Raw genomic sequence first — 22,133 nt, 5'->3', positions numbered from 1 at the left:
CCCTCTTGGCTGGGGGCTCCCTTCCTTCCCCAGGAGTTCACCATGAGCAGTCACCGGGTCCGGCTCGCCGCTGCGGCGGCCGTGTCCGCACTGGCCCTCGGCGCCCTGCCCGCCACGGCCGTCGCCGCCCCCGCGGCGCACCCCCCGCGCCACGGGTCGCAGCAGCGGACCGACACGGTCCGCCAGATCGTCGTCCAGGGCGCCACCAACATCCGTGACCTGGGCGGCTACCGCACCTACGGGGGCGACCGGGTGCGCTACGGCGTCGCCTACCGGGCGGACGCGCTGTCGAAGCTCACCGACGCGGACGTGCGCACCCTGGCCGGGCTGAGGCTGGGCAAGGTGATCGACTACCGGGTGCCGGTGGAGATCCAGTACGACGGCCAGGACCGCCTCCCGGCCCCGCTCGCCGTGACGCCGCGCCCGGTCAACGACAGCGGCCTGTACGGGCGGATGATGGCGGCCATCGCCACCAGGGACCCGGTGAAGCAGGAGGAGGCGCTCGGCGGCGGCAGGGGCGCGGAGCTGATGCGGCAGGTGTACCGGACGCTGGTGACCGACCCGGCGAACAGCGCCCAGTTCGCCGCCACCTTCCGCGACCTGGCGGACGGTTCCGCGCGCGGGGCGGTGCTGTTCCACTGCACCTCGGGCAAGGACCGTACGGGCTGGACGAGTTATGTGCTGCTGCGGGCGCTCGGGGTGCCGGAGCGTACCGCCCGGGGCGACTACCTCGCCTCGAACGGGTTCCGGGCCGCGTACGACGCCAAGGTCCGCGAGGGGCTGAAGCAGGCGGGCATGATGCAGAATCCGGACCTGCTGATCCCGCTCCAGGAGGTGCGCGACTCCTACCTCGACAGCGCGCTGGCGGAGGCCGAGGCGCGCTACGGCAGCCTGTACGGCTATCTGACGAAGGGGCTGGGGCTGGACGTCCGCACCCTGGCCCGGCTCCAGGACCGGCTGGTGGACTGACCTGCGGCCGGTGGGCCGACGGCCGACGGGCCGACGGGCCCGCCGGGAAACGGACGGCGGCCGGGCCCGATCTCCTCGGGCCCGGCCGCCGTCCTCGTCACCTGCCGCCCGCCGCTAGGCGACGGGGCGGCGTCCGCCCTGGCCGCCGCCCTGGCGGCGCTGCGACTGGCCCTGGCCCGCACGGCCCTGACCGCCGCCGGCCCGGCCCGCCGAGCCGGAACGGGGCTGGCCGCCGGACCGGGACTGGCCGCCCTGGCCGCCGCCGGCCGTACCGCCACCGCTGCGCGCGGGACGCGAGGGGCGCCCGGTGCCCGTGCCGGATCCGCCCGCCGCGGGGGCGCCACCGCCGCCGCCACGGCGGCCACGGGTGCGGCTGCGGCCGTCGGCGGAACCGCCCCGGCCACCGCCGGAGGGACGGCGCTTGGCGGGCTGCTGCTGCACGGGCTGCGGCACCTCCACGACCACGGCCACCCCGGACGGCTCGCGGGCGCCGGTGAGGGTCGTCAGCTCCTCGTCGGTCGACTTGACCCGGGTGGTGCGCGGGGTGATGCCGGCGTCGCTCATCAGCCGGGTCATCTCCCGCTTCTCCTCGGGCAGGACGAGGGTGACCACGACGCCGGACTCACCGGCGCGCGCGGTGCGCCCGCCCCGGTGCAGGTAGTCCTTGTGGTCGGTCGGCGGGTCCACGTTGACGACCAGGTCGAGGTCGTCGACGTGGATGCCGCGGGCCGCGACGTTGGTCGCGACCAGGGCCGTGACCTGGCCGTTCTTGAACTGCTCCAGGGTGCGGTTGCGCTGCGGCTGGGAACGTCCGCCGTGCAGGGCCGCCGCGTACACACCGGCGGCCAGCAGCCGCTTGGCGAACCGGTCGGCGGCGCGCTTGGTGTCCACGAACATGATCACGCGGCCGTCGCGGGCGGCGATCCGGGCCGCCACCGCCTTCTTCTCGGTCTCGTCCATCACGTGGAGCACGTGGTGCTCCATGGTCGTGACGGCACCGGCGGACGGGTCCACCGAGTGCACGACCGGGTCGGTCAGGAACATCTTGACGAGCTTGTCGATGTTCTTGTCCAGGGTCGCCGAGAACAGCATCCGCTGCCCGCCCGGCTCGACCTGCTTGAGCAGCGCGACGACCTGCGGCATGAAGCCCATGTCGGCCATCTGGTCGGCCTCGTCGAGGACGGTGATGGCGACCTGGTCGAGCCGGGCGTCGCCCCGCTCGATGAGGTCCTTGAGCCGGCCGGGGGTGGCGACCAGGACCTCGGCGCCGCGGCGCAGCGAGTTCGCCTGCTTGGTGATCGACATGCCGCCGACGACGGTGGTCAGGCGCAGGTTGACGGCGGTGGCGTACGGGGTGAGCGCGTCGGTCACCTGCTGCGCGAGCTCGCGGGTGGGTACGAGGACCAGCGCGAGCGGGGCGTGCGGCTCGGACCGGCGCCCGGCGGTGCGGGCGAGCAGCGCGAGGCCGAAGGCCAGCGTCTTGCCGGAACCGGTGCGTCCGCGGCCCAGGATGTCCCGGCCCGCCAGGGAGTTCGGCAGCGTCGCGCCCTGGATCGGGAACGGCTCGGTCACCCCCTGGGCGGCGAGGGTCTTCAGGAGTGCGGCGGGCATGTCCAGCGCTTCGAAAGCCTCGACCGACGGCAGCGCGGGGGTGATGGTCTCCGGCAGTGCGAATTCACCCTGGGGCGGCGTGGACCGGCGGGCGGGGCCCTTGCCGGAATTCTTCGTCGAAGCCTTGCCGCGGCCCCGGGAAGGGGTGGCGTTCGACGGTCGGTTGCGCGCCGGACGGCCGGTGCGCTCGGTGGCGGATCGTTCGAAACGGGTCATGCAGTAATTGCCTTCTTCCTGGGGACTGCCTGGGACACGGCCTCGCGCGGCCGGCGGGCACAACAACAAGCCGGGACCCGCACCTTCACGGTGCGGGCCCCGGCTAGGAGGTTCGCGTCCGGGCGATTAGGCCGGGACGATGTTCTCCGCCTGCGGGCCCTTCTGGCCCTGCGTGACGTCGAAGGAAACCTTCTGGCCCTCCTGGAGCTCACGGAAGCCCGAGGTGGCGATGTTGGAGTAGTGGGCGAAGACGTCGGCGCCGCCGCCGTCCTGCTCGATGAAGCCGAAGCCCTTTTCCGAGTTGAACCACTTCACGGTGCCAGTAGCCATTTTTTTCTCCTAAAACAGGGGCAGAGCCGGAAATTCGCACTTTACGAATTCCTCGTCGCCGCAATGACCCCATCCGGAGATCCGGAAACCGGCAAAGACCGGAAAACAAATGTGCGCCTGCCGAAGTTCTCGTCAGGCGCACATAAAGTTCATGGGTACCAAAACTGCAACACGGCTACCGTAGCACGCCCCTGCCGGAGGCGCGCGGTGAAACCCGGCACCTCAAGGGGCACAAGGGATCCGGGCCCCACAGCTCCGGGGAACCGTCCCCAAGGGCGCCCCTCCCCGCGGGGCCTAGAGCCGCTCGACGATGGTCACGTTGGCCTGGCCGCCGCCCTCGCACATGGTCTGCAGGCCGTACCTGCCCCCGGTCCGCTCCAGCTCGTGCAGGAGTGTCGTCATCAGCTTGACGCCGGTGGCGCCCAGCGGGTGGCCGAGGGCTATCGCGCCGCCGTTGACGTTGACCCGCTCCGGGTCGGCGCCGGTCTCCTTCAGCCAGGCCAGCGCCACCGGGGCGAACGCCTCGTTGATCTCCACCAGGTCGATGTCGTGGATCGACATACCGGTCCGCTTCAGGGCGTGCGCCGTCGCGGGGATCGGCGCGGACAGCATCCGGATCGGGTCCTCGCCGCGCACCGACAGGTGGTGGATGCGGGCGCGCGGGGTCAGCCCGTGCTCCCGTACCGCCCGCTCGGAGGCGATCAGCAGGGCCGCGGCGCCGTCGGAGACCTGGGAGGAGCAGGCGGCCGTGATCGTGCCGCCGTCCAGCACCGGCCGCAGGGCGGCCATCTTCTCCAGGGAGGTGTCCCGGCGCGGGCCCTCGTCCACCGTGACGTCCCCGTGGGCGACGGTCTCCCGGGCGAAGCGGCCCTCGTCGATGGCGCGCAGCGCCCGCCGGTGGGAGCGGAGCGCGAACTCCTCCATGTCGAGCCGGCTGATGCCCCACTTGTCGGCGATCAGCTGGGCGCCGTGGAACTGGTTGACGGGGGCGTCGCCGTAGCGGGCGCGCCAGCCCTTCGAACCGAGGTAGGGGCCCTCGGTGAGGCCGAGCGGTTCGGCGGCCTGGCGGGAGGCGAAGGCGATGGGGATCTGCGTCATGTTCTGGGTGCCGCCCGCGACCACCAGGTCCTGGGTGCCGGAGAGCACGCCCTGGGCGGCGAAGTGGACCGCCTGCTGGGAGGAGCCGCACTGGCGGTCGATGGTCACGCCGGGCACCTCCTCGGGCAGGCCCGCCGCCAGCCACGACGTACGGGCGATGTCGCCGGCCTGCGGTCCGACCGTGTCCAGGCAGCCGAAGACGACGTCGTCGACGGCGGACGGGTCGATGCCGGAGCGCTCGACGAGTGCCTTCAGGACGTGTGCGCCGAGGTCGGCGGGGTGGACCTCGGACAGACCGCCCTTCCGGCGGCCGACCGGGGTGCGGACGGCTTCGACGATGTAGGCCTCGGCCATGACGACTCCAATGCGAGAGGGCTATTCGATACGTACGGCGATCCCGTCCAGCACCATCGACAGGTACTGGCGGGCGATTTCCTCGGGGCTGTGCTGTCCGCCGGGCCGGTACCAGGACGCGGCGACCCACACGGTGTCGCGCACGAAGCGGTAGGTGAGGCGGATGTCGAGGTCGTCCCGGAAGGCCCCGTCGGCCACTCCGCGCTCCAGCGTGCCGAGCCAGGCCTTCTCGAACTTGGTCTGCGAGTCGGCGAGGTAGTGGAAGCGGGGCTGCGCGGCCAGGGCCCTGGCCTCCTTCTGGTAGATGGCGACGGCGGCGCGGTGCCGGTCGATCTCCCGGAAGGACTCGGTGACGAGGGCCTCGATGGTCTGCCTGGGGCCGAGCGAGGAGGCGAGCACGGTGTCGTACCCCTCCCACAGTTCGTTCAGGAAGGTGGAGAGGATCTCGTCGAGCATCGATTCCTTGGAATCGAAGTGGTAGTAGAGACTGCCGGCGAGCATTCCGGCGGCGTCGGCGATCTTCCGGACGGTGGTGGCGTTGTAGCCCTGGGCGGCGAACACCTCGGCCGCGGTGTCGAGGAGTTCGCGCCGGCGCTGGGGCGATGCGGTCACCTGGGGCTTCTTCTTGGTAGGCACGGGCCCATTCTCGGGCAGCGCTCACGCATGCTGGCTGCTGACCGAGACCGTCTCCCCCGTCAGGTAGGAGGAGTAGCCGCTCGCCAGGAACACGATGACGTTGGCGACCTCCCAGGGCTCGGCATGGCGCCCGAAGGCCTCCTTCGCGGTCAGTTCCGCCAGGAGTTCGGGCGTGGTGACCTTCACCAGGTGCGGGTGCATGGCCAGGCTCGGGGAGACGGCGTTGACCCGCACCCCGAACCGGGCCGCCTCGACGGCGGCGCACCGGGTGAGCGCCATGACGCCGGCCTTGGCCGCCGCGTAGTGGGCCTGGCCGGCCTGGGCGCGCCAGCCGACGACGGAGGCGTTGTTGACGACGACGCCGCCGCGCCCCGCCGCCTTCATCGCGCGCAGGGCGGCCCGGGTACAGCGGAAGGTGCCGTTGAGGGTGACGTCGAGTACCTTCGCCCACTGCTCGTCGGTCATGTCGACGAGTTCGGCGGTGCCGCCGAGTCCGGCGTTGTTGACGACGACGTCGAGTCCGCCGTGGGTCTTGTCGGCGAGTGCGAACAGGGCGTGGACCTGTTCCTCGTCGGTCACGTCGCAGGGCAGGGAGGCGACGCGGTCCGCGCCGAACTCCCCGGCGAGCGCCTCGTGGCTCTCCTTCAGCCGTCGTGCGTGCGCGTCGCCGATGACGATCCGTGCGCCCTCCTCCAGGAAGCGGCGGGCGGTCGCCCCGCCGATGCCCGCCCCGGCGGCGGCGGTGATCACGGCGGTGCGGTCCGCCAGCAGGCCGTGGCCCTTCACGTACGCGGGAGCGTCGCTCACGCCCGTACCTCCTTCGGCAGGCCGAGCACGCGCTCGGCGATGATGTCGCGCTGGATCTCGTCGGACCCGGCGTAGATCGTGTCGGCGCGGGAGAAGAGGAACAGCCGCTGCCAGTCGTCGAGTTCGTACGGCGGCGCCTCGGCCCGCAGGGACGCGGCGCCGCGCACCTCCATGGCGAGTTCGCCGAGGTCGCGGTGCCAGCGGGACCAGTGGAGCTTGGCGACCGAGGGGTCGACGTCGCCGCGCCGGAAGTGGGCGCGCATGGTCGCGAGCCCGGTCCAGGCGTGCGCCAGGCGGTCGCTCACCAGGGGGTCGGCCAGGGCGCCGTTGTGCCGGGCGACCTCGGTCAGTGCCTCCAGTTCCCGCCGGAAGCCGACCTGCTGGCCGAGGGTGGAGACGCCGCGTTCGAAGCCGAGGGTGGCCATCGCGACGCGCCAGCCGTCGCCGGGCCGGCCGACGACGTGGCCTGCGTCGGTGCGGGCCCCGTCGAAGAAGACCTCGTTGAACTCCGAGGTGCCGGTGAGCTGGACGATCGGCCGGACCTCGACGCCCGGTCCGTCCATGGGGACCAGGAGGTAGGAGAGGCCCGCGTGGCGGGTGCTGCCGGGTTCGGTGCGGGCGAGGACGAAGCACCACTGGGCCTCGTGGGCGAGGGACGTCCAGACCTTCTGGCCGTGCACCACCCAGGCGTCGCCGTCGCGTGCGGCGCGGGTGCGGACGTTCGCGAGGTCCGAGCCCGCGCCGGGTTCGCTGTAGCCCTGGCACCACAGTTCCTCGGCCGCGACGATGGGCGGCAGGAAGCGGGCCTTCTGCTCCTCGGTGCCGTGGGCGATGAGGGTGGGGCCCAGGAGCTGTTCGCCGATGTGGTTGACGCGGGCGGGGGCGTCGGCGAGGGCGTACTCCTCGTGGAAGGCGATCTGCTCCTCGGTGCTCGCGCCCCGGCCGCCGTACTCCTGGGGCCAGCCGACGCAGGTCCAGCCGTGGGCGGCCATGCGGCGTTCCCAGGCGAGCCGTTCGGCGAACGCCTCGTGCTCCCGGCCGGGGCCGCCCCGGCCCTTCAACTCGGCGAATTCTCCGCTGAGTTGTTCCCTCAGCCAGTCCCGGATCTCGGCGCGGAACTCCTCGACGCTGCTCATGGCCGTACGTTAACCTACCAAACACTTGTTAGGGAAGGATGGTTCCGCCATGACAGCCGAGACGCCCGACACGCCCCCCGCCGCCGGCCCCGTGCTGTACGAACGCCGCGGCCCGGTCGCACACGTCACCCTCAACCGCCCCCGCTACCGCAACGCCCAGAACTCCGCGATGACCTACGCCCTGGACGCCGCCCTCTACCGGGCGGCGGACGACAACGAGGTCAAGGTGGTCGTGCTGGCGGGCGCGGGCGACCACTTCAGCGCCGGGCACGACATCGGCACCCCGGAGCGCGACGCCCACCTCCCCTTCGAGCGGAGGGCGGGCCTGTGGTGGGACCACTCGGACAAGGCGGGCGCGGAGAGCCGGTACGCCCGCGAGTCCGAGGTGTACCTGGGGATGTGCCGGCGCTGGCGGGAGCTGCCGAAACCGGTGGTGGCGTCGGTGCAGGGGGCGTGCGTGGCGGGCGGGCTGATGCTCGCCTGGGTGTGCGACCTGATCGTGGCGTCCGAGGACGCGTTCTTCGCCGATCCCGTCGTACGGATGGGCATCCCCGGCGTCGAGTACTTCGCACACCCGTGGGTGATGCCGCCGCGGATCGCGAAGGAGTTCCTGTTCACCGGCGACCGGATGAGCGCACGCCGGGCGTACGAGGTCGGCATGGTCAACCGGGTCGTCGCACGCGCCGAACTGGCCTCCCGCACCGACGAACTGGCGCGGCGCATCGCCGAAATGCCGCGACTGGGCCTCGCCCTCACCAAGCGCGCGGTCAACCAGGCCGAGGACCTCCAGGGCCTGCACACCGGCCTGGACTCGGTCTTCGGCCTGCACCACCTCGCGCACGCCCACAACGCGGAGACGGCCGAGGACTCACTGGGCGGCATGGACGTCGCCGCGATGAAGAAGGCCGGGAACTGACCGTCATGGACCTCGACTTCAGCGCCGCGCAGGACGCCTTCCGCGCCGAGGCCCGCGACTGGCTCGCCGCCCATGTGCCCGCCGCCCCGCTGCCCTCCCTCGAAACGCAGGAGGGCTTCGCCGCCCACCGCGAGTGGGAGGCGCGGCTGGCCGCCGACCGCTGGTCGGTGGTCTCCTGGCCCGAGCGGTACGGCGGCCGGGGCGCGGACATCTTCCGGTGGCTGATCTTCGAGGAGGAGTACTTCGCCGCGGGCGCGCCCGGCCGGGTCTCGCAGAACGGCATCAACCTCCTGGCCCCCACCCTCTTCGACCACGCCACCGAGGAACAGCGGGCCCGGGTGCTGCCGTCGATGGCAACGGGCGAGATGATCTGGGCGCAGGCCTGGTCCGAGCCCGAGTCCGGCTCCGACCTCGCGTCCCTGCGCTCGACCGCCGTGCGCACGGACGGCGGCTGGCTGCTGTCGGGGCAAAAAACCTGGTCCTCGCGGGCCGCGTTCGCCGACCGGGCCTTCGGCATCTTCCGCACCGACCCGGACGCGGACCGGCCGCACCGGGGGCTGACGTATCTGATGTTCGACCTGCGGGCGCCGGGCGTGAACGTGCGGCCGATCGGCCGCCTCGACGGCAAGCCCGCCTTCGCCGAGCTGTTCCTCGACGAGGTCTTCGTGCCGGACGCGGACGTGATCGGCGAACCGGGGCAGGGCTGGCGCATCGCCATGTCCACCACCGGCAACGAGCGCGGCCTGATGCTCCGCTCCCCCGGCCGGTTCCTGGCCGCCGCGGACCGGCTGGCGGCCGACTGGCGCGCGCACGGCGACCCTGCGGACACCGCGCTGCGCGACCGGGTCGCCGACGCGCTGATCGGGGCGCGCGCCTACCAGCTCTTCACCTGGGCGAACGCCTCCCGGTTCGCGGCGGGCGAGACCATCGGCGCCGAGTCCAGCCTGAACAAGGTCTTCTGGTCGGAGTACGACATCGCCCTGCACGAGACGGCGCTCGACCTCATGGGCCCGGACGGCGAGCTGGCGCACGGCGAGTGGGCGGAGGGGTACGTCTTCTCCCTCGCGGGCCCCATCTACGCCGGTACCAACGAGATCCAGCGCGACATCATCGCCGAGCGCCTGCTCGGCCTCCCGAAGGGCCGCCGCTGATGCGTTTCCTGCTCACCGAAGAACAGCGGGAGTTCGTCCGCTCGCTGCGCGCGCTGCTGCGGGCCTCGGACACCCCCGCGGTGGTACGGGCCTGGGAGTCGGGGGACCACGCCCCGGGCCTCGCGCTGTGGAAGCGGCTGGCGCAGGCGGGCGTCCTCGCGCTGGCGGTCCCCGAGGAGCACGAGGGGCTGGGCCTGCACCCCGTCGAACTCGCGCTCGCCCTCACGGAGCTGGGGCGGCACGCGGTGCCCGGCCCGTACGTGGAGACGGCGGCGGTGGCGGTGCTGCTGGCGAACGGTCCGGCGGCGAAGGAGTGGCTGCCGCGGATCGCCGCCGGGGAGGCGGTGGTGACGCTGGCGGACGGCGGTTACGCGCTGGACGCGGACGCCGCCGAGGCCGTCTTCTCGCTCGCCCCGTCCCCCGCGCTCGCCCCGCCGGGCGGCGAACCGTACGCCTCCTCGGACCCGGCGCGCAGGCTGTACCGGCCGCACCCGGGCGAGCCCCTCGGCGTCTCTCCCGAAAGGATCGCGCGGGCCCGGGACACGGCCCGACTCCTGACCGCCGCCCAGGCGCTGGGCGTGGGTGACGCGCTGCTGGCCCGGACGGTGGAGTACGCCGGGCAGCGCACCCAGTTCGGGGCCCCGATCGGCTCCTTCCAGGCGGTCAAGCACCGGCTGGCCGACACCCTGGTGGGCCTGGAGTTCGCCCGCCCGCTGCTGCACGGGGCGGCGCTGAGCGCGGCCCCGGCGGACATCGCGGCGGCGAAGGCGACGGCGGGCGAGGCGGCGTACGCGGCGGCCCGCACGGCACTCCAGCTGCACGGCGCGGTCGGCTACACGCAGGAGCTGGACCTGTCCCTGTGGCTGCGCAAGGCCAGGCCGCTGCGCGACGCCTGGGGCACCCCGTCGCAGTGCCGGGCCCGGGTACTGGCCGGCTGAGCAGGTCCGGTCGGCGGTTTCGGGGCACGGCGCGGCAGGCTTCGGGGCCCGGGGCGCGGCGGGGCACGCTTCGGTCACCGGGGCACGGCGGGGCACGCTTCGGGGCCCGGGGCGCGGCGGGGCACGCTTCGGTCACCGGGGCACGGCGGGGCACGCTTCGGTCACCGGGGCACGGCGGGGCACGCTTCGGTCACCGGGGCACGGCGGGGCACGCTTCGGGGCCCGGGGCGCGGCGGGCCGTGACCCATCCGCGTCGCGCGCGTTGGTCAGGGCATGAAGAAGCGAAGCATGGCCGCCGCCGCATCCCTCGCCGCCGGATTCCTCGCCGCCCTGGTCTCCCCCGCCCCGGGCGCCCACGCCGAGGAAGCCCCGGACCAGCTCGGTTCGCTGCCCGTCTCGGGCCAGCTCCTCGACGACGTGTCCGGCACCGCCACCCAGACCGTCACGAGCAGCGCCGCGCAGGCGGCCCAGGCGGCCGACTCCGCGAAGTAGCCGGACGGCGACCGCACCGCACGAGGCACCGAAAGCCGCCGATGCCCCGCCCCGCCGAGAGGCGGGGCGGGGCATCGGCGCGTCCGGACCGTGCGTGCGGTCCGTGGCCCGCGGCGGTGCGGGCCCTCAGCGGTCCCCTCCGGCCGTCCCGCGCACCGTGATCAGCACCGCGCCTCCCGGTGCCGCGAGCACCCCGCCGTCCGCGCCGTCGCACAGCACCGCGTCGTACGGCCCCAGCTCCGCCGTCAGGGCGCTGCCGGTGAAGGCGGCCGGTGCGTCCAGTACGACCGCGACGGTGGTCCCGTCCGGTGCGGCGGGCGCGACGGTGACGTCACCGCGGACCACCGCGACCTCCGCCGTCGTACCCCCGCCCCTGCGGTACATGACGTTGAGGTTGACCACCGGGCCGTCGAGGAGGCGGCAGTGGGTGGGTACGTCGCCGGGGAAGTGCTGGGGGACGTGGCGGGTGTCGACCTGGCGGCGGCCGAGGCCGTCCAGGGCGAGGTCCATGCCTGCGCCCTCGACCATCGTGAGGATCCGGTCGACGCCGGGGAAAGCCGAGAACGGGCCGTCGGACGCGACGTCGGCCAGGCTGACCCGCCAGTCGAAGCCGGCCGTACCGGAGCCCGCCGGTCCGCCGGCGATCGCCCGGGTGACGCCGCCGCCGTTCTTCCAGGGGGCGACGGTGCGCTCCGCCGCGCGCAGCAGCCGGATCACGCGGCTCCTCCGACGATTCCCCGGCTCCGGGCGGCGGCCAGCCATGCCGGGAACTCCCCGACCAGCCGGTCGTACAGCTCGTCGTCCGGGACCTTCCGCGGGTCCTCGCCCGCGTGGAAGTAGCCCGCGTTGTCCACCACCCGCTTGTCGGGCACGGCGAGTTCGTCCAGCTTGCGCAGGAAGTCGAACTGGGTGCTGCGGGTGTTGCCGAAACCGACGAACTGCCAGAACAGGGGCAGGCGGGCCGCCTTGCAGACGTACTTCTCCGCGGCGAGCTTGTTGATCGGGCCGCCGTCCGTCTGGAACACCACCAGGGCGGGGTCGGTGGAGCCGCTGTCGAGGTAGTGGTCGATGACCGCGTCCATGGCGAGGTGGTAGCTGGTCCTGCCCATGTGGCCCAGCGACGCGGTGATGCGTTCGACGCGGCCCTGGTGGTCGGCGAGGGCGATCTCGGTGACCGCGTCGACCTCGGTCGAGAAGAAGACGACGGGGACGGTGCCGTCGTCGTCGAAGTGGGCGGACAGGCCGAGCACCCGGTCGGCGAGGGCCTGCACGCTGCCGTCCTTGTAGTACGGCTTCATCGAGCCGGAGTAGTCGATGACGAGGTAGACCGCGGCGCGCTGTCCGTGCAGGCCGTGCTTGGTGAGGGAGACGCCCGCGCTCTTGTAGAGGCTGACGAGCGCGGGTGCGCTCTCCTCCATCTTGCGGAGGTCGATGGGCATGGCGGCCCCGCTTTCGTAAGTCCGTTTCCGGAACCCGAGATTACGCGTTCGCCACCGCCCGGTCCCCGGCCGTGTGGCCGAGCAGGTTGGCCAGGCGGCGGCGGTGGGTGGCGGGCGAGCCGAGGAAGTGGGCGGTGCCGTGGGCCCGTTTGAAGAAGTCGTGCGCGGGGTGCTCCCAGGTGATGCCGATGCCGCCGTGCAGCTGGATCATCTCGCCCGCGGTCGTCAGGTACGCCTCCGAGCACGCGGACTTGGCCGCCGCGGCCGGTGCGGGGGCGGCGTCCGCGTCCGCCGCGGCGAGGGCGAGCGAGCGGGCGCCCTCGACGAGCACGTGCAGGTCGGCCAGCCGGTGCTTGACCGCCTGGAAGGAGCCGATGGGCCGGCCGAACTGCACCCGCTCCTTGGCGTATCCGACGGTGATCTCCAGTGCGCGGGCCGCCGCCCCGGCCTGCTCGGCGGCCAGCGCGGTGCAGGCCAGGTCCCGCACCCGGGCCAGCACCCGGGCGCCCTCGGTGGTGACCAGCCTGGCCGGGGTGCGGTCCAGGGTCACCCGGCCGAGCGGACGGGTCCGGTCCATGACCGGCAGTGCCTCGAACCGCCAGGCGTCCGGGGCGACTTCGAAGAGCGCGAGCCCCGCGGGCGTACGGGCGAGGACCAGCAGGACGTCCGGGACACCGTCACCGGACCCCGGCCCGCCGTCGGGCACGCCCGCGACTCCGGGGACGTACTCCTTGACGCCGGTCAGCAGCCAGTCGCCGCCGGTGGCCGCCTCCTGGGCGGTCGTGGTGAGCGCGCCGGGCTCCCAGCTGCCCCGGCCGCCGGACCGGCCGTCCGCTCCGCCGTCCGTCTCCGCCCAGCCGAGGGCGGCCACCGAGGTGCCTGCGGCGAGGGGCGGCAGCAGCCGGGCGGACACCTCGTCGTTGGCCGCGGCGACGAGGGCCTCCGCGGCGAGGACCGCCGAGCCCAGATAGGGGACGGGGCTCAGGGCCCGCCCCAGTTCCTCCATCACCACGTGCACCTCGCCGCGTCCCTTGCAGCCCAGGCCGCCGAACTCCTCGGGGACGGTGAGTGCGGCGATGCCGATGTCCCGGGCGAGGGGGCGCCAGGCGGCCGTGCCCTCGTGCCGGGCGAGCACCGACCGTACGGCCGTTCTCAGTTCTTCCTGTTCCTCGGTGGGGTTCATGTTCCCGGTGTGTCCTCTCCTCTTGCCGCGCGCCGCAGTTCGCCCTTGAGGAGCTTGCCGCCGGCGTTGCGCGGCAGGGACTCGACGGGAACGAAGCGGCGCGGAACCTTGAAGTTGGCGAGGCGCTCGCGGGTCCAGGCGGTGAGCGCCTCCGGGGTCAGCCCGGCCGCGGCGGCCGGGTCCGTGGGCGGTGCGGTGACGATGAAGGCGACGCCCACCTCGCCGAGGCGCTCGTCGGGTGCGCCGACCACCGCGACGTCGGTGATCGACCGGTGGCCGAGGAGGACGTTCTCCACCTCGGCCGGGTAGGCGTTGAAGCCGCCGACGACGTACATGTCCTTGAGCCGGTCGGTGAGGGTGAGGAAGCCGCGCGCGTCGAGCATCCCGATGTCGCCGGTGCGCAGCCAGCCGCCCGGCAGCACCGCTTCCGCCGTGGCGGCCTCGTCGTCCAGGTAGCCGTGCATGACGTGGTAGCCGCGGACCTGCACCTCGCCGGGCTCGCCCACCGGCAGCGCACCGCCCAGGGGGTCGGCGATGCGCACCTCGGTGCCGGGCAGCGGGAGTCCGACGGTGCGGGCCACGGTGCGGGCGTCGGCGTCCGTGGGGCAGACGGAGACGACGCCGCCCGTCTCGGTGAGTCCGTACGCGGTGAAAACGTCCGGCGCCCCCAGCGAGTTCCGGATCCGCTCGACGAGTTCGGTGGGCACGGCGGCGGCGCCGGTGCCGGCGAGGCGGAGCGCGGAGAGGTCGTGGGCGGCCCGCCGCGGGTGGTGGAGCAGTCCGTGGAAGACGGTCGGCGGGCCCATCAGGCAGGTCACGCGTTCGGCGGCCATGCGGTGCAGGATGCGGTCGGCGTCGTACACCGCCTCCGGGAGCATCGTCGCGCCGCGCAGCAGGCAGGCGAGGATGCCCGCCTTGTAGCCGAAGGTGTGGAAGAACGGGTTGACGAGGAGGTAGCGGTCGCCCGTGCGGAGGGTGACCAGCCGCGACCAGTCGCCGTACAGCCGGACCGTCTGGGCGTGGGTGGTGGTGACGCCCTTGGGGCGGCCGGTGGTGCCCGAGGTGTAGAGGATGTCGCAGAGGTCGTCGGGGCGGACCTCGGCGATCCTCGCGAGCCGGTCGGCGTCGTCGGTCCGCTCCCCGGCCGCGAGGTAGTCCTGCCAGCCGGTGGCCCGCCCGCCCGGCTCCCCGCGCAGGACGACGGTCGAGCGCAGGGCGCCCAGGTCCTCGCCGGATTCGTGCAGGGCGGCCACGTAGTCGGTGCCGAGGAAGCCGCGTTCGGTCAGCAGCACGGTGGCGCCGCTGCGGCGGAGGATGTCGGCCGCCTCGGCGGCCTTGTAGCGGGTGTTGACGGGTACCAGGACGCCGCCCGCGCAGACCGCGCCGAGGGCGGCGGTGATCCATCTGCGGCTGTTCGGGGCCCAGATCGCGACCCGGTCGCCGCGCCGGACGCCGTGCGCGAGGGCGGCCCGGGTGGCGGCGGCGATGTCCTCGTTCAGCCGGACGAAGGACCGGCGGACCTCGCCGTCGGCGAGGGCTTCGCGCGTCCCGTACGCGTCGGCCGCGTACTGCGGGAGGGCGGCGAGGGTCGCCGGGGGCGGGGGTGGCTGGTGCGGGGAGCTGCTCAAGGAACCCTCCTACATGCCTACTTGACGTGCGGGCGTGGCCGGTATCCAATCACAGGTGTTTCGGTTAGGCATATACCTAGTAGGAACAAAAGAGGACCGGACCAGAGCGAGAGGACCACCCATGGGCATCGCCACGGCAACGGGCGCGGCACGAGCCGCCGCCACACCTGCCGGCACTCCCGCCGCCACTCCCGCCGGCGCGGCGGCCGGCACCCCCGCCGACGCGGCGGCCGACGCGTCCGCCGCCCCCCGCGCCCGCACATCCACCGGCACATCCACCGGCACCGCCACCCCCGCACCGAGGACGGCCCCCGGACTCGCCGACCCGCACTGCACGGTCGAGGGGATCGACATGCGGACCGCGCTGGGTTCCTTCTGTACGGGGGTCGCGCTCGTCACCGCGTCCGGCGCGGACGGCAGGCCCGCCGGGATGGCGGTGCAGTCGTTCTCGTCGGTGTCGCTGGACCCGCCGCTGATCTGCTTCTGCCCGGCGCACACCTCCTCGACCTGGCCCCGGATCAGGGCGGCGGGACGGTTCGCGGTGAACATCCTGGGCGCCGACCAGCGGGACCTGTGCGGGCAGTTCGCGGTGACCGGGTCGGACAAGTTCGCGGGGGTGGACTGGCGGCCGGGGGCCAACGGGGCACCGCTGATCGCGGGGGTCCTGGCCACGGTCGAGTGCGAACTGGCGGACGTCCTGGACGGCGGCGACCACGCCATCGCACTCGGCCGCGTCACCGCCCTGACCGCACACCACGACGGCGAACCGCTGGTGTACTTCAGGCGGAGCTATGGACGGGTGCCGCACTGAGCGGGTCGGGCGGGAGGCGGGTCGCGCGGGACGCACGGGATACGGGATGCGCGGAGTACGGGGTACGGGACGCGCGGGGTACGGGGTGCGGGTCGCGCGGACCGTACTGCGCACGGGACGCGCGCCCCAGGACACGCAAAGTACGGGGTGTGGAGTACCGGACGCGAGCCGCCCGGGACGTACTGCGCACGGGACGCGGCGTACCGGACGCGGGCCGCCCGGGAGGCGCTGGGCACGGAGTGCGCGGAGCCGGAGTCCGGGTCCCTCGGCGGGAGAGACCCCTCGGGCGCATCAGCCCGCCCCCAGCCGCACCGCCCTAGGCCGGATCGGCGCGTCTGCCGCGTCAGCCCTCCCCGTCCCGCGATTCGCGTTCCAGTTCCTCGATGTCGGCGAGCATCGCGCCGGCCAGGTCGCGTTCCGACGCGTAGTAGCGCTCGGCCCACTTGAGGGTCAGTGTCGGATAGGCCCAGGCCGCCTTGCCCTGGGCGCCCTCCGCGTCGGCGACCGCGCGGCGGCGCATCTTCTCCGCGAACTCCCGGTGCTGCACCAGCACTTCGCGCATCTGCTCCGGCTCCAGAAGGTGCCCGAGCCACAGTCGCAGCATCGGCCCGTGCTTGAGGACCGGCGGGTCCACGGGCGCCTCGCGGGCCCACCTGCGCACCGCGTCCAGCCCCGGGTCGGTGATCCGGTAGACCCGCTTGTCCCGGGTTCCGGTTTCCTGGGCGACCAGGCGGGAGGTGGCGAACCCGGCCTTCTCCAGCCGCTTCAGCTCGCTGTAGATCTGGCTGAACGAGGGGCTCCAGTAGAAGAAGCGCAGCGACCAGTCGGACCACTTCTTCAGGTCGTACCCGGACAGTTCCTCGCCGAAGGAGAGCAGCCCGAGCACCGCCCAGCTCGTCGCCGGGAGGCCCGGGAGCGCCTCGTCGGCACCTCCCGTACCGCCGTCGCGCACCCCGTCGTCTGCTGCTTCCCTCTTCGCCACGCGGGAAGTCTAGGGCCTGCCCGGCGGATCACCTCCGGGCCCGCCGCGAATCCGCGAGGCCCCCGCCGCAGGTCATCGGCACACCCGCCCCCCGATGCCGGCCCGGACCCCTCCGCCCCCCTTCCCCCACCCTCGTATGCCTGCTAGAAGTATTTCTATTAGAAATAGACACGTCAGCGTCGACCCCCGGAGGACCGCCCCATGAAGTTCTCGATGATCTTCGAGGCCCAGCTCGCCGATCCGACCCCGGAACGCGAGCGGCAGGTGATCAACGACTGCGTCGAACAGGCCGTCTTCGCCGAGGAGATGGGCTTCGACCGGATCTGGGCGGTCGAGCACCACTCGCTCACCCAGTACGCGCACATGAGCGCCTCGGAGATCTTCCTGACCTGGGTCGCCGCCCGTACGTCGAGGATCCGGATCGGCCACGGCGTGGTGACGATGCCCTTCGGTTACCAGCACCCGGTGCGGGTGGCCGAGCGCGCCGCGATGCTCGACGTGCTCTCCGGCGGCCGGGTCGACATCGGCTCGGGGCGGGGCGCGACGCGCCAGGAGATGTCCATGTACGGCGTCCGCCCCGAGGACACCTACCCGCAGATGGAGGAGGCCCTGCGGATCTTCTCCGGCGCCTGGCGCGAGGAGCGGTTCGAGTGGCACGGCTCGATCGACATCGGCCCCGGCGCGATCCTCCCGCGCCCGGTCCAGGAACCGCATCCGCCGCTGTTCATGGCCTGTTCGAAGCACGACACCCTCAAGCTGGCCGCCGAACTGGGCATCGGAGCCCTGGTGATGGGCTTCGCGGGAGCCGACGACGTGCGCGAGATGCGCAAGGTGTACGACGAGGCCATCGCCACCCGCAGCGGCGAGCGCTTCGTCTCCACCGAGGTCAACAACCACCTCTCCGCGCTCTGCCCGACGATCGTCCTGGACGACGCGGAGCGGGCCCTGCGCATCGGCACGCGCGGCCAGCGCTTCTTCGCCGAGTCGATCGCGCACTGGTACGGCAACGGCCCCGAGCCCACCGGGTACGCCGAGTCGGACTCGGCCGAGGACCACGTCGCCGCCCTGGCGAAGGACCGGGACGAGCTGGTCGCCAGGCTGCACGACGCGAACATCCCGGCCCGACCGGTCGACACCGGTACGTACAACGCCGCGCACGCGTACGGCGACGCCCGCACCGCGATCTCCTACGTCGAGCAGCTGCGGGAGATCGGCGTCGACGAGGTGATGTGCCTGATCCAGATGGGCACGGTGCCGCAGGAGGCGTGCATGGAGACCATCCGCCAGTGGGGCGAGAGCGTCATCCCGCACTTCCGCGCGCGGGAGGGCAAGTGAGCGGCATGCCGGTGGACTTGCTGGACGGCAAGGTCGTGGTGATCACGGGGGCCGGCCGGGGACAGGGGGCGGCGGAGGCCGTGCTGTTCGCCGAGGCGGGCGCGCGGGTGGTGGTGACGGACATCGTGGCGGAGACGGGCCGGGAGACCGCCGCTTCGCTGGGCGACCAGGGGCTCTTCGTGCCGCACGACGTTACGGACGCGGAGAGCTGGGCGGAGGTGACGGCGGCGGCCCTGTCCGGCTTCGGGCGGATCGACGCACTGGTGAACAACGCCGCGCTGTGGCGCACCGCGTCCGTCGAGAAGGAGAGTCCGGAGAACTTCGAGGCCCTGTTCCGGGTCAACCTCCTGGGCCCCTTCCTCGGCATCCAAGCGGTGCTGCCCGCGCTGAAGGAGGCGGGCGGCGGGTCCGTCGTCAACGTGTCGTCCACCGCCGGGCTGGTCGGAATACCCGGCCACGCGGCGTACGGCTCGACGAAGTTCGGCCTGCGCGGGCTGACCAGGTCCTCCGCGCTGGACCTCGCCCGGTACCGGATCCGGGTCAACTCGGTCCATCCGGGCGCGATCGACACCCCGATGATCGCGAGCACGGCGGGCCGCGACTGGTCGCACCTGCCGCTCGGCAGACTGGGCAGGCCGGAGGAAGTGGGCGAACTGGTCCGCTTCCTGGTGTCGGACGCCTCTTCGTACATCACCGGTACGGAGTTCACGGTCGACGGGGGGTCGACGGCCGGATGACGCACACCGGAACGGAAGCGGCGGCCGGGACGGAAGAGCCGGGCAGGGCAGGCGGGGCGGAAGCGGCGGACGGAACAAACGAGCCGCACGGGGCGGGCGGGGCGGAAGCGGCGGCCGGGCCCGGCGAGCCGGAGGGGGTGGCCGCGACCGGTCCGAGGCCGGACGGGTCGGCCCAGCCCGAGGGGACGGACGTGGCCGGACCGAGGTCGGACGTGACGGCCCCGGCCGAGAAGGCGGCCTCCGCCGGACCGAGGCCGGGCGGGACCGCCCAGCCCGGGGCGACCGCGATCGGGGCGGGCCCGGTCGATGCGGCGGGCCCGGCGGTCGATCCGCTGACGCCTCGGGCGCGGAGGCTGTGCGACGCGATGTCGGCGGCGTTCCCCGGGCCGGGGGACGCGGCGGCGCTGCGGCTGGCCACGACGCCGCGCGACGGCAGGCGGGTGCGCGAGGTCGGCTTCGTGCGGGACGGGTCGGCGGGCGGGGTGCCGGTGCGCGTCTACTCCGCGGACCGCTCCCCCGGCGCCCCGACCGGCCCGCTCGTCGTGTTCGCGCACGGCGGCGGCTGGGTGATGTGCGACCCGGACACCCACGACGGGCTCTGCCGGGAACTGGCGGCGCGGGCGGGCGCCACGGTGGTCTCGGTGGACTACCGCCGGGCGCCCGAGCACCGCTTCCCGGCCGCCGCCGACGACCTGTACGCGGCGGTCGTGTGGGCGTACGAGAGGTGGGGCCGGCCGGTGGTGGTGGCGGGCGACTCCAGCGGCGGCAACCTGGCCGCCTCGGCGGCACTGCGCGCGCGGGACGAGCAACGCCCGTACATCTGCGGCCAGTTGCTCATCTATCCGGTACTGGACCACCGGCTGGCGGGGGCCTCGGCGACGGAGTTCGCGGACGGCTTCTTCCACACCGCCGCGCACATGCGCTGGTACTGGGAGCAGTATCTGGGCCCGGACGGCGACCCCTCCGTGCCGTACGCGTCGCCGGGACTCGCCCCCGACCTGTCCGGGCTGCCCCCGGCCCTGGTCGTCCTGGCGGACTGCGACCCGCTGCGGGACGAGGGACTGGCGTACGCACGCGGACTGGCCCGCACCGGCACCCCGGCCCAGGTCCACCTCTCCCCCGGCATGTTCCACGGCTTCCTGGGCGGCATCGGAATCCTGCCGGAGGCGGAGGCGGCGCTGGAGACCGCGTCCCGCTGGCTGAGAGACGGCGGCCCGCCGCCCACCGCGACCTGACGGCGGAGGGCGGGACGGTGCGGGTGCGCCGACCGCAGGTGCCCGCGGCGGACGGCAGGGCGGTACAGGTGTGTCAACGCCCGCGACCGGCGGCGGGGCGATACGGGTGACCCGTCCGCAGATGCCCGCAGCGGGTAGCGGGACGGTGCGGGTGCGCCGACCACCGGCACCCGCGACCGGCGGCGGGGCGGTACCGGCGTCCCGCCCACCAGCGCCCGCGCCAGGCCGGGCCGGCCGCATGGGCCGGCGCGGCCGTGCTAGCGCGCGTCGCGTCGTATGCGCAGGTACGTCGCCGTCAGGGCGACGGCGCGGTCCTCGTCCTGGGCCAGGTCCGCGAGGGCCCGGTCCGCGGTGGTGCCGGGGATGTCCGCGAGTGCCTGGGTCAGCCGTCGGCGTGCGTCCGCGGGGGCGGTGTCGCGGGCGAGCCGGTCGACGAGCCCGGCGGCGATCCGTTCCGCCAGCGCGGGATCGTGCGCGAGCGCGCTCAGGGCGTCGGCCGCGTCGACGTCGTGGGCCTCGTCGACGACCATGTCGAGCAGGACCGGCACCGCGTCGCCCGCGCCGCGCGCCCCGAGCGCGAGGGCCGCGCGGCGGCGTACGGCGAGGTCGAAGTGGCCGAGCGCGTCGGCCAGCAGGGTGCCCGCCGCGTCCCCGGGAAGCTCCGCGAGCGCCTGGGCGGCGCGCTCGCGGACCTCGGCGGACGGTGCCCGCAGCCCCTGCCCGAGGAGGTCGAGCAGTTCCGCGCCCGCTTCCCGGCCGCCCTGCTCGCCCTGTTGCGCCAGCGCCCAGCGCAGTGCGCCCGCCACGTGCGGGTCCCGCTCGACCAGGGCCGCCTCGACCAGCGCCTCCACCGGCACCTCGTCGACGGCGGACAGGGCGGCGCGCTGCCGTCTGCCCGCGCTCCGGGAGCCCAGGTCCTGGAGGAGCTCGACGGTCTGCAGGACGTCCTCCCAGGCGGCGGGCTCAGCGGCGTCGATCCGGCGCAGCCGGGTCAGCAGTTCGCTCTCCGCCGCGAGACGCGCCCGGGACCGCCCGACGAGGTCGTCGACCAGTTCGGCGGGGGTGAAGCCGGGGTCGTCGAGCGCGCGGCCGACGTCCCGCAGCGACAGCCCCAGCGACCGCAGGCTCTCGATGTGGAAGATCCGCCGGATGTCCTCGCCGGAGTACTCCCGGTAGCCGGACCCGCTGCGGCCGGTCGGCCGCACCAGGCCCAGCGACTCGTAGTGCCTGAGCATGCGCGCGCTCACCCCGGACCGCCGCGCCACCTCACCGATCAGCATCGCCCGCCGAACCTCCCGAATGTCGCCCCGCATGTCCTTCCGACACTCTCCCCCACTCAGTCCTCCGGGGCGGACGTTCCCAGGGCCACGACACGCTTGGCCTCCTCGATCGCGAACTCGAACCCGGCGTCCGGGTCGCGCGCCAGCCGCTCGGTGGCGAGGGCGTGGGTGCGCACCCGCGGCTCGCGGTCCCCGGCCGCGGCGCGCAGCACCGGCGCGCCCGCCTCTCCGAGCGCGATCAGTGCCCGGCTGAGGCTGAGCCGCGTCGCAAGGCCGCCGCGGCCGAGCTGGGTCGCCAGCGAGGACGCCAGAGCGGACCGCGCCGCCTCGGGCACCAGTACCACCGCGGCCCGCCAGGCGCTGCGCGCCACCTCGTCGTCGGGGTCGGCGAGCAGTTCCGGCGTGATCACCTCCCAGCCCCGCGGGTCGGCGACCTTGGACAGGGTGTGCAGGGCCTGGCTCCGCGCCTGCGGCCCTCCCGAGCGGACCTCCTCCAGCAGCGGGGGGACCGTCGCCGCCGGCGGGTGCCGGGTGAGTGCCCACGTCAGCATCTCCCGTACGGAGAACTCGGGCTCGACGGCGCAGCGCGCGACGAGCGTGCCGACGTACCCGGCGTCGGGGTCCGTGCCCACCGCCATCGCCGCCCGCAGCCGCACCTGTGCGCGGCCGTCCGCCAGCGCCCGCAGCACCACCCTGTCCGTCCCCGCGTTCGCGGCCGTCCTGTCGTCCTGCTCCGCCATGGTCATCGGGACCACCTCCTCGGCAGCCCACTGAAGACCTTGTCACCGTGTCAAGGTCAAGCGGGACCGGTCCGCCCGCCGAACCCCCTTGACCTCAAGCCCGCTTGAG

22 protein-coding genes are annotated in these 22,133 nt (G+C 73.8%); 9 read left to right on the top strand and 13 right to left on the bottom strand.

Annotated elements, in window-relative coordinates:
* The first annotated feature begins 42 nt into the window (after positions 1-42).
* The gene (locus ACFYVL_RS24110) at positions 43-969 is read left to right on the top strand and encodes a tyrosine-protein phosphatase (protein WP_389248059.1); all 927 of its coding nucleotides are present in this window, start codon (positions 43-45) and stop codon (positions 967-969) included.
* A 114-nt stretch (positions 970-1,083) separates the two neighbouring features.
* Here ACFYVL_RS24110 and ACFYVL_RS24105 read toward each other — a convergent pair whose 3' ends face one another.
* The 6 genes from ACFYVL_RS24105 to ACFYVL_RS24080 form a co-directional block, all read right to left on the bottom strand.
* A complete protein-coding gene (locus tag ACFYVL_RS24105) occupies positions 1,084-2,796 on the bottom strand; it encodes a DEAD/DEAH box helicase (RefSeq protein ID WP_389248057.1) in 1,713 nt (570 codons plus the stop codon).
* Positions 2,797-2,922: 126 nt separating this feature from the next.
* Positions 2,923-3,126 (bottom strand): cold-shock protein, encoded by a 204-nt coding sequence (locus tag ACFYVL_RS24100; protein ID WP_003969786.1) that lies wholly within the window; start codon positions 3,124-3,126, stop codon positions 2,923-2,925.
* Positions 3,127-3,420: 294 nt separating this feature from the next.
* Positions 3,421-4,578, bottom strand: a complete 1,158-nt coding sequence (locus ACFYVL_RS24095) for an acetyl-CoA C-acetyltransferase (protein ID WP_389248055.1) — start codon at positions 4,576-4,578, stop codon at positions 3,421-3,423.
* Between the two features lie 21 nt (positions 4,579-4,599).
* Positions 4,600-5,214, bottom strand: a complete 615-nt coding sequence (locus tag ACFYVL_RS24090; RefSeq protein WP_389248053.1) for a TetR/AcrR family transcriptional regulator — start codon at positions 5,212-5,214, stop codon at positions 4,600-4,602.
* A 21-nt stretch (positions 5,215-5,235) separates the two neighbouring features.
* A complete protein-coding gene (locus ACFYVL_RS24085; protein WP_389248051.1) occupies positions 5,236-6,021 on the bottom strand; it encodes an SDR family oxidoreductase in 786 nt (261 codons plus the stop codon).
* Entirely contained in the window at positions 6,018-7,157 is a 1,140-nt protein-coding gene (locus ACFYVL_RS24080; protein WP_389248049.1) for an acyl-CoA dehydrogenase family protein, read from the bottom strand. Before ACFYVL_RS24080 ends, ACFYVL_RS24085 begins: the two co-directional genes overlap by 4 nt.
* Positions 7,158-7,206: 49 nt before the next feature.
* On the opposite strand from ACFYVL_RS24080, the gene ACFYVL_RS24075 reads away from it, so the two are divergent.
* From ACFYVL_RS24075 to ACFYVL_RS24060, 4 genes are all read left to right on the top strand, one after another.
* On the top strand, positions 7,207-8,073 hold the full coding sequence (locus tag ACFYVL_RS24075; RefSeq protein ID WP_389248047.1) for an enoyl-CoA hydratase: 867 nt from the start codon (positions 7,207-7,209) through the stop codon (positions 8,071-8,073).
* A 5-nt stretch (positions 8,074-8,078) separates the two neighbouring features.
* On the top strand, positions 8,079-9,224 hold the full coding sequence (locus tag ACFYVL_RS24070; RefSeq protein ID WP_389248045.1) for an acyl-CoA dehydrogenase family protein: 1,146 nt from the start codon (positions 8,079-8,081) through the stop codon (positions 9,222-9,224).
* On the top strand, positions 9,224-10,162 hold the full coding sequence (locus ACFYVL_RS24065; RefSeq protein ID WP_389248043.1) for an acyl-CoA dehydrogenase family protein: 939 nt from the start codon (positions 9,224-9,226) through the stop codon (positions 10,160-10,162). The genes ACFYVL_RS24070 and ACFYVL_RS24065 overlap by 1 nt, the downstream gene beginning before the upstream one ends.
* A gap of 288 nt (positions 10,163-10,450) precedes the next feature.
* The gene (locus ACFYVL_RS24060) at positions 10,451-10,654 is read left to right on the top strand and encodes a hypothetical protein (RefSeq protein WP_389248041.1); all 204 of its coding nucleotides are present in this window, start codon (positions 10,451-10,453) and stop codon (positions 10,652-10,654) included.
* A 126-nt stretch (positions 10,655-10,780) separates the two neighbouring features.
* Here the strand turns inward: ACFYVL_RS24060 and ACFYVL_RS24055 are convergent, their stop codons facing one another.
* The 4 genes from ACFYVL_RS24055 to ACFYVL_RS24040 are packed head-to-tail and all read right to left on the bottom strand — an operon-like array spanning position 10,781 to position 14,904.
* On the bottom strand, positions 10,781-11,416 hold the full coding sequence (locus tag ACFYVL_RS24055) for a HutD family protein (RefSeq protein WP_389248040.1): 636 nt from the start codon (positions 11,414-11,416) through the stop codon (positions 10,781-10,783).
* Complete coding sequence (locus tag ACFYVL_RS24050; RefSeq protein WP_389248038.1) at positions 11,368-12,093, bottom strand: vWA domain-containing protein; 726 nt, start codon at positions 12,091-12,093, stop codon at positions 11,368-11,370. Before ACFYVL_RS24050 ends, ACFYVL_RS24055 begins: the two co-directional genes overlap by 49 nt.
* A gap of 40 nt (positions 12,094-12,133) precedes the next feature.
* Positions 12,134-13,276, bottom strand: a complete 1,143-nt coding sequence (locus ACFYVL_RS24045) for an acyl-CoA dehydrogenase family protein (RefSeq protein ID WP_389248036.1) — start codon at positions 13,274-13,276, stop codon at positions 12,134-12,136.
* Positions 13,273-14,904, bottom strand: a complete 1,632-nt coding sequence (locus ACFYVL_RS24040; RefSeq protein ID WP_389248034.1) for a FadD3 family acyl-CoA ligase — start codon at positions 14,902-14,904, stop codon at positions 13,273-13,275. Before ACFYVL_RS24040 ends, ACFYVL_RS24045 begins: the two co-directional genes overlap by 4 nt.
* Before the next feature lie 121 nt (positions 14,905-15,025).
* Between ACFYVL_RS24040 and ACFYVL_RS24035 the strand changes: the two genes are divergently transcribed.
* On the top strand, positions 15,026-15,715 hold the full coding sequence (locus ACFYVL_RS24035; RefSeq protein WP_389248032.1) for a flavin reductase family protein: 690 nt from the start codon (positions 15,026-15,028) through the stop codon (positions 15,713-15,715).
* Positions 15,716-16,058: 343 nt separating this feature from the next.
* On the opposite strand, the gene ACFYVL_RS24030 is transcribed toward ACFYVL_RS24035, so the two are convergent.
* Positions 16,059-16,667 carry a helix-turn-helix transcriptional regulator gene (locus ACFYVL_RS24030; RefSeq protein WP_389248240.1) on the bottom strand — a complete coding sequence of 203 codons (609 nt, stop codon included), beginning with the start codon at positions 16,665-16,667 and terminating at the stop codon, positions 16,059-16,061.
* Positions 16,668-16,898: 231 nt separating this feature from the next.
* Here ACFYVL_RS24030 and ACFYVL_RS24025 point away from each other — a divergent pair, with 231 nt between their 5' ends.
* From ACFYVL_RS24025 to ACFYVL_RS24015, 3 genes are read left to right on the top strand one after another with little or no spacing between them, the layout of a single operon-like run.
* The gene (locus ACFYVL_RS24025) at positions 16,899-18,032 is read left to right on the top strand and encodes an LLM class flavin-dependent oxidoreductase (RefSeq protein ID WP_389248030.1); all 1,134 of its coding nucleotides are present in this window, start codon (positions 16,899-16,901) and stop codon (positions 18,030-18,032) included.
* A 5-nt stretch (positions 18,033-18,037) separates the two neighbouring features.
* Positions 18,038-18,769, top strand: a complete 732-nt coding sequence (locus tag ACFYVL_RS24020; RefSeq protein WP_389248238.1) for an SDR family NAD(P)-dependent oxidoreductase — start codon at positions 18,038-18,040, stop codon at positions 18,767-18,769.
* Positions 18,766-20,004, top strand: a complete 1,239-nt coding sequence (locus ACFYVL_RS24015) for an alpha/beta hydrolase fold domain-containing protein (protein ID WP_389248028.1) — start codon at positions 18,766-18,768, stop codon at positions 20,002-20,004. Before ACFYVL_RS24020 ends, ACFYVL_RS24015 begins: the two co-directional genes overlap by 4 nt.
* A gap of 257 nt (positions 20,005-20,261) precedes the next feature.
* Here ACFYVL_RS24015 and ACFYVL_RS24010 read toward each other — a convergent pair whose 3' ends face one another.
* Both ACFYVL_RS24010 and ACFYVL_RS24005 read right to left on the bottom strand, forming a co-directional pair.
* Positions 20,262-21,284, bottom strand: coding sequence for a MerR family transcriptional regulator (locus ACFYVL_RS24010; RefSeq protein WP_389248026.1), 1,023 nt, complete (start codon positions 21,282-21,284; stop codon positions 20,262-20,264).
* A 56-nt stretch (positions 21,285-21,340) separates the two neighbouring features.
* Positions 21,341-22,030 carry a HEAT repeat domain-containing protein gene (locus ACFYVL_RS24005; RefSeq protein ID WP_389248024.1) on the bottom strand — a complete coding sequence of 230 codons (690 nt, stop codon included), beginning with the start codon at positions 22,028-22,030 and terminating at the stop codon, positions 21,341-21,343.
* Positions 22,031-22,133 lie beyond the last annotated feature (103 nt).

Source organism: Streptomyces sp. NPDC004111 (assembly GCF_042874215.1).
In the GTDB taxonomy this organism is placed as follows: domain Bacteria; phylum Actinomycetota; class Actinomycetes; order Streptomycetales; family Streptomycetaceae; genus Streptomyces.
Note: the sequence above shows the minus strand (reverse complement) of the source record. Positions and strands in the feature narration are given on the sequence as shown.